Origin of the sequence: Streptomyces bullii (assembly GCF_042657145.1) — a bacterium.
Lineage (GTDB): Bacteria > Actinomycetota > Actinomycetes > Streptomycetales > Streptomycetaceae > Streptomyces > Streptomyces bullii.
Window position 1 is genome coordinate 434137 of the sequence record NZ_JBHSNY010000007.1, and the last position, 13568, is coordinate 447704.

Consider the following 13568-nt stretch of genomic DNA (forward strand, 5'->3'; position numbering starts at 1 on the left):
CGCACGAAGTGATCAGCACGACAACGGTTCGGTACAACCCGGGACCGCTTGTCCGTGTCGGCCTATACGCTCGAAGCGGCATTCGCACGGCCGGCGTCGCCCGACACCGGCCGCCCTCGTGCGCCCACCTCAGGCATCAGGAGCTGTCATGCATGGCCACGGCTACACGCAGCCGGTGAAGCAGCCACCCCCGACGGGGTGGCTGGTCTTCCTGCGCGTGCTGTTCGTGGTGATCTCGATCTTCAGCATCGGCCTGCTGGCGTGGACGATGCTGCTGCGCCTGGCGATCGTCACGCGCCGGGCGCTCGACTGGACGCTGTTCGTCCTCGCCATCCTGGCCGACGTCCTCGCGCTCGTCCTGCTCGGCACCGAGCCCGGCGACGAGGTCCACACCGTAGGCGGCTGGACGGGCATGGCCCTGCTCCTCGGCACGCTCGTGGCCGCCATGGCGTACTACCTGGCCGCGGACATACGGCACTTCCACCAGCTCCGCTACGGCGGATACGCCCCCCAGCCGGCGCCCGCGCCGGCACCGGCGTACGGCTACCCGCCCTCCGCGCCCGCGCCGTCGACGCCGTCCCCGTACTCCGCGACGCCCCAGCCGCGGCCCCCGCACCGCCCGCAGCCGCCCCAGGCCCCGCACACCCCGCCCCCCATGTCCCCCACACCCCTGCCGGAGCCCCCGCCGCCCACCGCGCCGCCCCAGCGCCCCACGCCCGCCCGCATCGACCAGGTCCGTGCCGAGCTCGACGAACTCAGCGACTACCTGCGCCGCAACGAAGGCGGCACCGAGGGCCGGCACGAGGGCGGACGGTGAGCGTGGCGGCGGGACGCCTCGTCGCCGGCCGTTACGAACTGTCCACGCTCATCGGGCAGGGCGGCATGGGACAGGTCTGGACGGCGTACGACCAGCGGCTCGACCGGCGCGTGGCGGTGAAGCTGCTGCGCCCCGACAAGGTCGCCGGCCAGGAGGCCGACGAACTGCGCCGCCGGTTCGTGCGCGAGTGCCGGGTGACCGCGCAGGTCGACCACCCCGGCCTGGTCACGGTGCACGACGCGGGCAGCGAGGGCGAGGAGTTGTTCCTCGTCATGCAGTACGTCGACGGGGCCGACCTCTCCGACCACCTCGCCGAGCACGACCCGTACCCCTGGCAGTGGGCGGTCGCGGTCGCCGCGCAACTGTGCGCCGTGCTCAGCGCCGTGCACGCCGTGCCGATCGTCCACCGCGACCTCAAGCCGCGCAACGTGATGGTGAGGCAGGACGGCACGGTCACCGTCCTCGACCTCGGCGTCGCCTCCGTCATGGACACCGACACCACCCGCCTCACGCACACCGGTTCCCCGATCGGCTCGCCCGCCTACATGGCCCCGGAGCAGGCGATGGGCGGCGCCGTCGGCCCGTACACGGACCTGTACGCGCTCGGCGTCCTGCTGCACGAACTCCTCAGCGGCGACGTGCCGTTCGCGGGCTCCACGGCCCTCGGCGTGCTGCACCGGCACCTGTACGAGCCGCCGCTGCCCGTGCGCCGCACCCGCCCCGAGGTCCCCGAGGCCCTGGAAGCCCTGGTCCTGCGCCTGCTCGCCAAGGACCCGCAGCACCGCCCCGCCTCCGCGCAGGAGGTGTACGAGCACCTGGAACTGCTCCTGCCCGCGCGCGGCACCCCCACCGGTGCGCCGCTCGACCCCACCCGCCCCTTCCTGCGTCCGCACGCCCCCTGGCCGGACCGCGCCCGCACCCCCGCGCCGCAGCCCGCCCCGGCACAGCAGGTCGCCGAGAAGCCGGACGTCGCCCGGGCCGTCGACGAGGTCAAACGCCTCCTCGGGGAGGGCCGCATCACCCAGGCCGTCGACATCCTCGGCGCGATCCTGCCCGTCGCCGCCGAACAGCACGGCGAGCACTCCCCGGTCGTCCGCACCCTGCGCAAGCAGTACGCCGCCACGCTCCTGGACGACGGCCAGTACCGGCGGGCGCTGCCCGAACTGCGCCGCCTCGCCGACGAACGCGCCGCCGAGGCCGGCCAGGCCGACCCGCAGTCCCTGCGCTTCCGCTACGAGGCCGCCCAGTGCCTGGAGCAGCTCGGCGAACCGGCGGCGGCACTCGCCGAGTACCGCGCGCTGCTGCCGTACTACGAGAACCGGTACGTCGCCGCCGGCGACCCGGAACTCGCCTACGACGTCCGCCGCCGCATCGGCCACCTCCTCCTCGCCCTCGGTGACCGCGCCGCCGCGCACGACACGCTGGTCCGTCTGCTGCACGAGCTGGAGCGCGCGCACGGCCCCGGGCACCCGCTCGCCGCCGAGCTCCGGCGGACCCTGCAGTGGCTGGGACAGGTGCGCGGCTGACCGTCGCGGCGGCGGCCGTGGCGCGGCGGTGCCGGAAGTCGTGGTGAATCGTTGGTCGAATGGGTTGGCCAGAGCTCGGCCGCTGCCTACCATCGATCACCGCAAGACTTTGTGCACCGTCGCACAATCTCCTCGGGAGGTTTCCTTGCACCGCCGCCGTCGCACCGCGCTCGTCCTCACCGCCGCGATCGCCGCCGCGGCGCCCCTCCTCACCGCCTGCGGAAACGATGCGCGCCCCGGTGCGGCGGCCGTCGTCGGGGGCCAGCGGATCACCGTCTCCGAGCTGGAGCGGCGGGTCGACGAGGTGCGCGCCGCCCAGCGAGCGGCGGTGCGGAACGACGCCCAGTACCAGCAGGCCATCGCCGCAACCGGCACCCTCACCCGCGACACGCTGCACACCCTGGTCCTCGACCGGGTGCTGCACCGCGCCGCCCAGGACGCGGGCGTCACCGTCACCCGGCGGGAGATCCAGCAGATGCGCACCGGCCTGGAGCAGCAGGCGGGCGGCGCCAAGGCGCTGGAGACGGCCTGGCTCCAGCAGTACGGCATCCCGCCGCAGCGCCTCGACGAGAACCTCCGCCTCCAGCTGGAGGCCCAGAAACTCGCCGAGAAGCTCGGCACCGACACCAGCCGCCCGGACTTCTGGAAGGCCCTGTCCAAGGCCTCCGAGAAACTGAACGTCGACCTCAACCCCCGCTACGGCACCTGGGACGTCCAGAAGAGCAGCCGCGTCGACGCGAAAACCCCGTGGGTCCGGGACGTCACCGCGGCACAGGCACAGCGGACGACGTGACGACACGGGCTGACCGCCGGCGCCCTGGACGGCTCGGCCCTGTGGACAACTGATCCCCCGGTCGGTCCGTGGGTTAGCTTCGAACCGTGAACGCAACGAGTCCCGAAGCCACCCCCGGCACCGGCCCGGACGCCGCCACCGGCCGCATCGTCCTGCTCACCACCAGCCACCGCGTCGCCCCCGGCCTGCTGTCCTGGCCCGCCTGGCAGGCCCTGCACGCGGCCGACCGGGTGCTGTGCGCGGACGCGGCCCACCCGCAGCTGCCGTACCTGCGCGAGGCGGGCATACCGGTCGACGAGGCGTCCCCGACGGCCGAGGAACTGATCGACGCCTGCGCGGGAGGCCGCACGGTGGTCGTGGTGGCGACCGGCGAGGGCGAACCCGCCCTCACGGACGGCCTGGCCCGCCTGGCCGGCTCCGGCCGCGTCCAGATGCCCGAGCTGGAGCTGCTCCCCGCCTCCTACGACCTGCCGGGCGCCCGCCTCCTCGACCTCGTCCAGGTCATGGACCGCATCCGCGCCGAATGCCCCTGGTCGTCACAGCAGACCCACAAGGGCCTGGCGAAGTACGGCATCGAGGAGGCGTACGAGCTCGTCGAGGCCATCGAGGAGGGCGACCGCGACGAACTGCGCGAGGAGCTCGGCGACGTCCTGCTCCAGGTCGTCTTCCACGCCCGCATCGCCGAGGAGGACGGGGACCACCCCTTCTCCATCGACGACGTCGCCGCCGGCATCGTCACCAAGCTCATCCACCGCCACCCCCACGTCTTCGGCGACGAGACGGCGACGACCCCGGAGGAGGTCAAGGAGCACTGGCTGCGCACCAAGGCGGCCGAGAAGCAGCGCACCTCCGTCACGGAGGGCATCCCCCTCGGCCAGCCGGGCCTGGCCCTCGCCGCCAAGCTGGCGTCCCGCGCCCGTACGGCGGGCCTCGACGTCCCGCTGCCCCAGGTCGAGGGCGTCGGCTACGAGCTGCTGGCGCTCGCCGTCCGCGCCGAGGCGGAGGGCGTGGACCCGGAGGCGGCGTTGCGGGCCGCGGCCCGGGCCTACCGGGACGCGGTGCGGGCCGCCGAGGACGTGGACGCCTGAGGAGCGCCGAGGGGGTGGACGCCTGAGGAGCGCCGCCCTCGCGGGCAGTCGTCGGCGGCGGTGGTCGCCTACGGGTGCGGCGGCGCGGCTTGGCGGGACCGGGAGAGGGCCGGGGCGGAACGGCCCGCGGAGCGACCTTTGGATACCGTCGAGGAGTGACCACCCGGCCCACCCCCGACAGCCCCGCCCCGGAACTCTTCACCTGGGAGTTCGCCACCGACCCCTACCCCGCCTACGCCTGGCTCCGGCAGCACGCCCCCGTGCACAGGACGAGGCTCCCCAGCGGGGTCGAGGCCTGGCTGGTCACCCGGTACGGCGACGCCAAGCAGGCGCTCGCCGACAACCGGCTCTCCAAGAACCCGGCGCACCACGACGAGCCCGCGCACGCCAAGGGCAAGACCGGGATCCCCGGGGAGCGCAAGGCCGAGTTGATGACGCATCTGCTCAACATCGACCCGCCGGACCACACCCGCCTGCGCCGGCTGGTCAGCAAGGCGTTCACACCACGCCGCGTCGCCGAGTTCGCCCCGCGGGTGCAGGAGCTGACCGACCGGCTCATCGACCGGTTCGCTCCCACCGGCTCCGCCGACCTCATCCACGAGTTCGCCTTCCCGCTCCCCATCTACGCCATCTGCGACATGCTCGGGGTCCCGCCCGAGGACCAGGACGACTTCCGGGACTGGGCGGGCATGATGATCCGCCATCAGGGCGGTCCCCGGGGCGGGGTCGCGCGGTCGGTGAAGAAGATGCGCGGGTACCTCGCCGACCTCATCCACCGCAAGCGCGAGGCGCTCCCGCCCGAACCCGCCCCCGGCGAGGACCTCATCTCCGGCCTGATCCGCGCCTCCGACCACGGCGAGCACCTCACCGAGAACGAGGCCGCCGCCATGGCCTTCATCCTTCTCTTCGCGGGGTTCGAGACCACCGTCAACCTGATCGGGAACGGGACGTACGCCCTCCTCACCCATCCCGACGAGCGGGACCGGCTCCAGAAGTCCCTCGCCGCCGGTGAACGCGGCCTGCTGGAGACCGGCGTCGAGGAACTCCTGCGCTACGACGGCCCCGTCGAGCTCGCCACCTGGCGGTTCGCCACACAGCCGCTGGCCATCGGCGGGCAGGACATCGCTCCCGGCGACCCCGTCCTCGTCGTCCTCGCCGCCGCGGACCGGGACCCGGAACGGTTCGCCGACCCCGACCTGCTCGACCTCTCCCGCCGCGACAACCAGCACCTCGGCTACGGCCACGGCATCCACTACTGCCTGGGCGCCCCGCTCGCCCGACTGGAGGGCCAGACCGCGCTCGGCACGCTCCTCACCCGCCTCCCGGACCTGCGGCTCGCGGCGGACCCGGCCGATCTGCGCTGGCGCGGCGGGCTCATCATGCGCGGGCTGCGCACCCTGCCGGTGGAGTTCACACCCCCTGCCGAAGCGGCACGACCGTCCCCGCCATCGGCGCAAACGTGACACACCCTCACCTCTGTGATCTTCACGTGATCTGCGCGGCATGAACTTGTGACAAGTGATCGTCTGCCGATACGTTCACCCATCAGCGCGGCGGCCGCGAACAGCCCGCCGTGCCGGTCACCGCTGTCTCGTGAAAGGTCTCCGTATGCTCTCCGGGAACGGTCGTCACCGTCGCCCCCGTCAGGCTCCGGCCCTCCTCGTCGCGGCCGGAGTGACCGGCTCCGCCATCGCGATCCCGCTTCTCGGGGCGACCGGCGCGAGCGCGGCCGACGGAACGACCTGGGACCGGGTCGCGGACTGCGAGACGGGCGGCGCCTGGAGCCAGGACAGCGGCAATGGCTACTACGGCGGCCTGCAGATCTCCCAGGAGAACTGGGACACGTACGGCGGCCTCGACTATGCCGCGAGCCCGGACCTGGCCAGCCGTTCCCAGCAGATAGCCGTCGCCGAGAGAATCCTCGCCGACCAAGGGGTCGGCGTCTGGCGCACCTGCGGGCTGCTCGCCGGCCTGGACAAGGACTCGGCCACGCTCGACATCGACACCGGGGTGGCGGGCGACACCTCGGGATCGTCCGGCTCTTCTACTTCGTCCGACTCTTCCGGCTCCTCTGACTCCTCCGGCTCTTCCGGCCTCCTGGGCTCCTCCGGGTCGCCCTCCCCCTCGACTTCGTCTGACGGGTCGTCGGATATCGGGGACGAATCGGCCAAGTCGGGCACGTCTGCCGGCTCCGACGAGGGTGGCGCACAGGCTGCCGACGGTACGTCCGCGGGCGACTCCGGCAGCGAAGATGCGGACAACGCGGGGCGAAACGTCGGCTCTTCGGCGCTGACCGACACCGGGTCGGCCGCCACCGGCCGGCATCGCGGCCCCAGTGCCGAGGAGGGCGCGGAGCGCGCTCGCGCGGCAGAGTCGACGGGCCGGCATGCCTCGCGCGGTGACGCGGACGCGCGTGACGCGGTGGACGGCTCCTACACCGTGCGCGCCGGGGACAGTCTGTGGTCCATCGCCGACTCCCTTGACCTCAGGGGCGGATGGCGCGCTCTCTACACCGAGAACGAGAAGGTCGTCGGCGCCGACCCGGACCTCATCCTCCCCGGTCAGACCCTTGAAGTCGGGGTCGTAGCGGGAGAAGAGTAGCGAGAAACGGACCGCAGAACAGCGGGAGTTCGGGTCACCGTTTGCGTTGAATGTCCTTTGTAAGAGTGATGAGAGATAGATCTCAGAAGCCCTGATCGTCTTTGAAATTCCGCGGATCGCGTGTCTACGGTCATGACCGCTCGCAAGCCGCGAGCCCCTGCTGCCGTCACGCCGAATCCTGCCGGCGGCCGCATGGGAACAGTCGTCGCGTCACGCGCCGTAGGCAGGAGCGGGGGACCCAAGGTAGGCGCCGGGCCCGGCAGTTGAGGCTGCTGGATCCGGCTGGGGGTGAAGCCGTGTCCCGTGAGGGGCGCGGCCGGGCAACTCAACCGGCCCGAACCCGACAGCTCACCTCGCAGGCGTCGGTGAGGGGATCCATCCATGCTGTTTTCCAGCAAGGGCAAGCACCGTCGTCCGTCCAGGGCCGTTCGCGCCGTCGCCATGGCCGGTGTCGCCGGCGCCGCCGTCGCCGCCCCGCTGATGGCGGCCGGCAACGCCTCCGCCGCCACCGCCTCCGAGTGGGACGCCGTCGCCCAGTGCGAGTCCGGCGGCAACTGGTCCATCAACACCGGCAACGGCTACTACGGCGGCCTGCAGTTCTCCGCCTCCACCTGGGCCGCGTACGGCGGCACCCAGTACGCCTCCACCGCCGACCAGGCCACCAAGGCGCAGCAGATCGAGATCGCCGAGAAGGTCCTCGCGGGCCAGGGCAAGGGTGCCTGGCCGGTCTGCGGCAAGAACCTGTCGAGCGCCCCGTACAACGGCGGTTCGGCGAGCACCGGTTCCACCGAGACCCGTGAGACCGAGCAGCAGCCGGCCTCCCGCTCCGCCGAGCGCCCGGCCCAGGCCGAGAAGAGCCAGAAGACCGTCACCACCCCGACCGGCAAGAAGGTCAAGAAGGGCGACGGCGAGTACAAGGTCGTCGAGGGCGACACCCTCAGCTCCATCGCGGCCGAGCGCGACGTCAAGGGCGGCTGGGAGAAGCTGTTCCAGCTGAACAAGGACATCGTCCAGGACGCCGACCTCATCTACCCGGGCCAGCAGCTGCACCTGAAGTAAGAGGAGCAGCGGCCCTCCCCGTCTCCCGCCCCGGTGCGTGTTCCCCCGTACGCGCCGGGGCGGGGTCATGTCCCGAAAATCCACGGGACACAACCCCCTTTTGTTCCGTTCGGAAACAATTTATTCTCGGTTCCGTCCACAGTGTGGGTGACCGGCTGGCCGATCCCCCGGAGCCGGTTAGGCTCGTCTCGCAGAGCCCACCGCGGACTGCACCTGCCGGGCGTCGGCCCGGGGGGACCCCGCGTCACATCGCAAGAAGGAGATGCTCGTGCCGTCCATCGACGTCGTCGTAGCCCGGGAAATCCTGGACTCCCGAGGCAATCCCACGGTCGAGGTCGAGGTCGGCCTCGACGACGGCAGCACCGGTCGTGCCGCCGTCCCGTCCGGCGCCTCCACGGGCGCCTTCGAGGCCATCGAGCTCCGCGACGGCGACTCGAACCGCTACCTGGGCAAGGGCGTCGAGAAGGCCGTCCTCGCCGTGATCGAGCAGATCGGCCCGGAGCTGGTCGGCTATGACGCCACCGAGCAGCGCCTGATCGACCAGGCGATGTTCGACCTGGACGCCACCGACAACAAGGGCTCCCTCGGCGCCAACGCCATCCTCGGCGTCTCGCTCGCCGTCGCCCACGCCGCCTCCGAGGCCAGCGACCTGCCGCTCTTCCGCTACCTGGGCGGTCCCAACGCGCACCTGCTGCCGGTGCCGATGATGAACATCCTGAACGGCGGCTCGCACGCCGACTCCAACGTGGACATCCAGGAGTTCATGATCGCCCCGATCGGCGCGGAGTCCTTCTCCGAGGCCCTGCGCTGGGGCGCCGAGGTCTACCACACCCTCAAGAAGGTCTTGAAGAGCAAGGGCCTGGCCACCGGCCTCGGCGACGAGGGCGGCTTCGCCCCGAACCTCGGCTCCAACCGCGAGGCCCTCGACCTCATCCTCGAGGCGATCAAGGAGGCCGGCTACACCCCCGGCGAGCAGATCGCCCTCGCCCTCGACGTGGCCGCGTCCGAGTTCTACAAGGACGGCGTGTACGTCTTCGAGGGCAAGGAGCGCTCGGCGGCCGAGATGACCGAGTACTACGCCGAGCTCGTCGAGGCGTACCCGCTCGTCTCCATCGAGGACCCGCTGTTCGAGGACGACTGGGAGGGCTGGAAGACCATCACCGCCCAGCTCGGTGACAAGGTCCAGCTCGTCGGCGACGACCTGTTCGTCACCAACCCCGAGCGCCTGGCCCGCGGCATCGAGGAGGGCGCCGCCAACGCCCTGCTGGTGAAGGTGAACCAGATCGGCTCCCTGACCGAGACCCTGGACGCCGTCGAGCTGGCCCAGCGCAACGGCTTCAAGTGCATGATGTCCCACCGCTCCGGCGAGACCGAGGACGTCACCATCGCCGACCTGGCCGTCGCCACCAACTGCGGCCAGATCAAGACCGGCGCACCGGCCCGCTCCGAGCGCGTCGCCAAGTACAACCAGCTGCTGCGCATCGAGGAGATCCTCGACGACGCCGCGGTGTACGCCGGCCGCAGCGCCTTCCCGCGGTTCCGCTCCGCGAACCACTGAGCACGGCAAGGGCTGACCCTCGACGGGTCAAGGCTTAGCCAGTCGTACGTACGTCCCCGTACTCGGTCCCGTACCGTGTGCGGGGACGTACGCGCGTGTGACATGTGAACGGGAGGCGGGGCGACCATGGCCGTGAAGGACCGGGACCGTTTCTCCACCGCGACCAGGATCCGGCTGATCGGGGAGCAGACCGCGGCCCGGGTCTACCGCTCGCAGACCCGGCGCCAGGCCCGCCGCTCCCGGCTGACCGGCCGGGCCGCGCTGCTCGCCCTGGTGCTGTGCTCGCTCATCGTGGCCCTGGCCTACCCGATGCGGCAGTACGTCTCCCAGCGCGCCGAGATCGCCGACCTCCAGCGGCAGCAGGAGCGGGCCCGGCAGCGGGTCGAGCAGTTGCGCGACGCCAAGGCACGCTGGAAGGACGACGCGTACGCCGAGCAGCAGATCCGCGAGCGGCTGCACTACGTCATGCCCGGCGAGACCGGCTACATCGTGATCGACCCGGGCGCGGCCGAGCGCTCGCGCGCCGACCTGGGAGCGGCCGACCGCCCCTGGTACTCGAACGTCTGGGACGGAGTCGACAAGTCCGACGCCTCCGACCAGTGAGACCCGGACCGCGGTGACGGCCAGTGACACCCCAGACCTCAGTGACACCCAGACCGCAGTGACACCGTAGAAAGACAGGTATGGAAACGCCTCCGCCGACGACTCCGCGCACCGCACCCACCGACGCGGACGTCGAGGCCTTCAAGCAGCAGCTCGGGCGGCCCCCGCGCGGGCTGCGCGCGATCGCGCACCGCTGCCCGTGCGGACAGCCGGACGTCGTGGAGACGGCACCGCGGCTGCCCGACGGGACGCCGTTCCCGACGCTGTACTACCTGACCTGCCCCCGCGCCTCCTCGGCGATCGGCACGCTGGAGGCCGACGGCGTGATGAAGGAGATGACGGACCGGCTGGCGACCGACCCCGAGCTGGCCGCCGCCTACCGCGCCGCGCACGAGGACTACATCCGGCGCCGAGACGAGATCGAGGAGCTGACGGGCTTCCCGAGTGCCGGCGGCATGCCGGACCGGGTGAAGTGCCTGCACGTGCTGGTCGCCCACTCGCTGGCGGCCGGGCCCGGGGTCAACCCCCTGGGTGACGAGGCCCTGGCGATGCTGCCGGAGTGGTGGCGCAAGGGACCGTGCGTGACGACCACGGCCGAGGAGGACGACCAGTGACCCGTGTCGCCGCGATCGACTGCGGTACGAACTCGATCCGGCTCCTCGTCGCCGACGCGGACCCGGCCACCGGCGAGCTCGTCGACCTGGACCGCCGGATGACCATCGTCCGCCTCGGGCAGGGCGTCGACCGCACCGGACGCCTCGCGCCCGAGGCGCTGGAGCGGACCTTCGCGGCCTGCCGCGAGTACGCCGGGATCATCAAGGAGCACGGCGTGGAGCGGCTGCGCTTCGTGGCCACCTCCGCCTCCCGGGACGCCGAGAACCGGGGCGAATTCGTACGCGGGGTGCTGGACATCCTGGGCGTCGAGCCGGAGGTCATCACCGGCGACCAGGAGGCCGAGTTCTCCTTCACCGGCGCCACCCGGGAGCTGACGGGACGGCAGGACCTGCACCGGCCGTTCCTCGTCGTGGACATCGGCGGCGGCTCGACCGAGTTCGTCGTCGGGGACGACCACGTGCGCGCGGCGCGCTCCGTCGACGTCGGCTGCGTCCGCATGACCGAGCGCCACCTCGTCAGGGACGGGGTCGTGTCCGACCCGCCGACCGAGGAGCAGATCGCCGCGATGCGCGCCGACATCGAGGCCGCCCTCGACCTCGCCGAGGAGACCGTCCCGCTGCGCGAGGCACGCACGCTGGTCGGCCTGGCCGGGTCGGTCACGACGGTGTCGGCGATCGCGCAGGACCTGCCCGAGTACGACTCGACGGCGATCCACCACTCCCGCGTCTCCCACGACCGGGTCCGCGAGATCACGACCCGTCTGCTGCACTCCACCCACGCCGAACGCGCGGCGATCCCGTCGATGCACCCGGGCCGGGTGGACGTGATCGGCGCGGGCGCCCTCGTCCTGCTGTCGATCATGGAGCGGATCAGCGCGGAGGAGGTCGTGGTGAGCGAACACGACATCCTGGACGGCATCGCCTGGTCCGTCGCCTGACCCGGCAGGTCAGGCCCCCGGTTTCCGACCCCCGGACCCCCGGTGCGCTACCCCAGGCCACCCGGTTCTCAACCCCGGCTGAGCGGCCCGGACGCCGTTTGAGCACGCTCTCCGGGGGCTCCCGGGCGTCCCGGTGACATCCCGCCGAAAAAGTTCGTGAAGTTCTTCACAAGGAATTGGGCCCGGCAGGACGAAGAAAGCGTCCCCGTTGACCCGTCCGGGGGGTCAACCGGCCCCTGAACACGTTCAGAAGGGGACTTTCACGGTGCTTCCGGAGAGACCCGCCGAGGGGTCGGCGAGCGGCCTCACAGGGGGACGAGCGACCCAGAGAGGCAGCTCACGCGGCATTGACAACGGTCCGTGCCGGAGGCCGGTTCCCGCTCGCCACCATGACGTCCGTCACGTGGGCGCGGGAGTGTAACACAGGCCCCGCCGGAGCTTGTGAAGGGGCGCACGAGCCACCCCCCTGAGGCGGGTGGATACTCGATGGCATGAGCACCACGGAGCGTCCCAGGATCCTCGTAGTAGGCGGTGGGTACGTAGGCCTGTACGCAGCTCGGCGCATCCTCAAGAAGATGCGTTACGGAGAGGCGACCGTCACGGTCGTCGACCCCCGGTCGTACATGACCTACCAGCCCTTCCTCCCCGAAGCCGCCGCCGGCAGCATCTCCCCGCGTCACGTCGTCGTCCCGCTGCGGCGCGTGCTCCCCAAGGCGGAGGTCCTCACCGGCCGGGTCACCACCATCGACCAGGACCGCAAGGTCGCCACGATCGCCCCGCTGGTGGGCGAGGCGTACGAGCTGCCCTTCGACTACCTGGTCATAGCCATGGGCGCGGTCTCCCGCACCTTCCCGATCCCCGGCCTCGCCGAGCAGGGCATCGGCATGAAGGGCATCGAGGAGGCCATCGGCCTGCGCAACCACGTTCTCGAGCAGCTCGACAAGGCCGACTCCACCAACGACGAGGAGATCCGCCGCAAGGCGCTCACCTTCGTCTTCGTGGGCGGTGGATTCGCCGGTGCGGAGACCATCGGCGAGGTCGAGGACATGGCCCGCGACGCGGCGAAGTACTACAAGAACGTGTCCCGCGAGGACATGCGCTTCATCCTGGTCGACGCCGCCGACAAGATCCTGCCCGAGGTGGGTCCCAAGCTCGGCAAGTACGGCAAGGAGCACCTCGAGGGCCGCGGCGTCGAGGTCTACCTGTCCACCTCCATGGAGTCCTGCGTCGACGGCCACGTGGTGCTGAAGAACGGCCTCGAGGTCGACTCCAACACCATCGTCTGGACCGCCGGCGTCAAGCCGAACCCGGCCCTCGCCCGCTTCGGCCTGCCCCTCGGTCCCCGCGGCCACGTCGACTGCGAGCCGACGCTCCAGGTCAAGGGCACGGACTACATCTGGGCCGCGGGCGACAACGCCCAGGTCCCGGACCTCGTCGGCCGCAAGGCCGGCAACGAGAACGCCTGGTGCCCGCCCAACGCCCAGCACGCGCTGCGCCAGGCGCGCGTCCTCGGCGACAACGTGGTCTCCGGCATGCGGGGCTTCCCGCAGAAGGAGTACAGCCACGCCAACAAGGGCGCGGTGGCGGGTCTCGGCCTGCACAAGGGCGTGGCGATGATCGTCATGGGCAAGATGAAGATCAAGCTCAAGGGACGTCTCGCCTGGTACATGCACCGTGGCTACCACGGTCTGGCGATGCCGACCTGGAACCGCAAGATCCGCGTCTTCGCCGACTGGACCCTCGCCATGTTCCTCAAGCGCGAGGTGGTGTCCCTGGGCGCCATCGAGTCCCCGCGCGAGGAGTTCTACGAGGCCGCGAAGCCGGCACCGGTCGCCGCCGCCCCGAAGGAAAAGACCGAGGAGAAGGCCAAGGCCTCCTGACCCCAGGCGCCTGAACCACCCGAAGGACCTCCCGCCATCCGTGGTGCGGGAGGTCCTTCGGCGTCGGGTGGGGTTCTCTCCTTGCGAACGG

Annotated in this window: 12 protein-coding genes and 1 riboswitch; all 12 genes read left to right on the forward strand. The window is 71.5% G+C overall.

Translation table 11 applies throughout. From position 1 onward, the window contains the following. Positions 1 to 148 precede the first annotated feature (148 nt). The gene (locus tag ACFPZJ_RS22445; RefSeq protein ID WP_381024434.1) at positions 149 to 817 is read left to right on the forward strand and encodes a hypothetical protein; all 669 of its coding nucleotides are present in this window, start codon (positions 149 to 151) and stop codon (positions 815 to 817) included. A gap of 38 nt (positions 818 to 855) precedes the next feature. Continuing rightward, complete coding sequence (locus ACFPZJ_RS22450; RefSeq protein ID WP_381024670.1) at positions 856 to 2343, forward strand: serine/threonine-protein kinase; 1488 nt, start codon at positions 856 to 858, stop codon at positions 2341 to 2343. Positions 2344 to 2488: 145 nt separating this feature from the next. After that, on the forward strand, positions 2489 to 3136 hold the full coding sequence (locus ACFPZJ_RS22455; protein ID WP_381024436.1) for a SurA N-terminal domain-containing protein: 648 nt from the start codon (positions 2489 to 2491) through the stop codon (positions 3134 to 3136). A gap of 86 nt (positions 3137 to 3222) precedes the next feature. Further along, positions 3223 to 4224, forward strand: a complete 1002-nt coding sequence (locus ACFPZJ_RS22460) for a nucleoside triphosphate pyrophosphohydrolase (RefSeq protein WP_381024438.1) — start codon at positions 3223 to 3225, stop codon at positions 4222 to 4224. Positions 4225 to 4379: 155 nt separating this feature from the next. After that, positions 4380 to 5687, forward strand: a complete 1308-nt coding sequence (locus ACFPZJ_RS22465; protein ID WP_381024440.1) for a cytochrome P450 family protein — start codon at positions 4380 to 4382, stop codon at positions 5685 to 5687. 145 nt (positions 5688 to 5832) lie between these two features. Further along, positions 5833 to 6825, forward strand: coding sequence for a transglycosylase family protein (locus tag ACFPZJ_RS22470; RefSeq protein WP_381024443.1), 993 nt, complete (start codon positions 5833 to 5835; stop codon positions 6823 to 6825). A 205-nt stretch (positions 6826 to 7030) separates the two neighbouring features. Then, a riboswitch (cyclic di-AMP (ydaO/yuaA leader) is annotated at positions 7031 to 7202 on the forward strand. 4 nt (positions 7203 to 7206) lie between these two features. Further along, on the forward strand, positions 7207 to 7884 hold the full coding sequence (locus ACFPZJ_RS22475) for a transglycosylase family protein (RefSeq protein ID WP_381024446.1): 678 nt from the start codon (positions 7207 to 7209) through the stop codon (positions 7882 to 7884). A gap of 268 nt (positions 7885 to 8152) precedes the next feature. Continuing rightward, positions 8153 to 9442: a phosphopyruvate hydratase gene (gene eno / locus ACFPZJ_RS22480; RefSeq protein ID WP_381024449.1), complete on the forward strand. Its 1290-nt coding sequence runs from the start codon at positions 8153 to 8155 to the stop codon at positions 9440 to 9442. A 126-nt stretch (positions 9443 to 9568) separates the two neighbouring features. Then, positions 9569 to 10045, forward strand: coding sequence for an FtsB family cell division protein (locus ACFPZJ_RS22485; protein ID WP_381024452.1), 477 nt, complete (start codon positions 9569 to 9571; stop codon positions 10043 to 10045). A gap of 80 nt (positions 10046 to 10125) precedes the next feature. Continuing rightward, complete coding sequence (locus tag ACFPZJ_RS22490; RefSeq protein WP_381024454.1) at positions 10126 to 10659, forward strand: DUF501 domain-containing protein; 534 nt, start codon at positions 10126 to 10128, stop codon at positions 10657 to 10659. Beyond that, positions 10656 to 11597, forward strand: coding sequence for a Ppx/GppA phosphatase family protein (locus ACFPZJ_RS22495; protein ID WP_381024457.1), 942 nt, complete (start codon positions 10656 to 10658; stop codon positions 11595 to 11597). Before ACFPZJ_RS22490 ends, ACFPZJ_RS22495 begins: the two co-directional genes overlap by 4 nt. A gap of 491 nt (positions 11598 to 12088) precedes the next feature. Then, positions 12089 to 13477 carry an NAD(P)/FAD-dependent oxidoreductase gene (locus tag ACFPZJ_RS22500; RefSeq protein ID WP_381024460.1) on the forward strand — a complete coding sequence of 463 codons (1389 nt, stop codon included), beginning with the start codon at positions 12089 to 12091 and terminating at the stop codon, positions 13475 to 13477. Positions 13478 to 13568 lie beyond the last annotated feature (91 nt).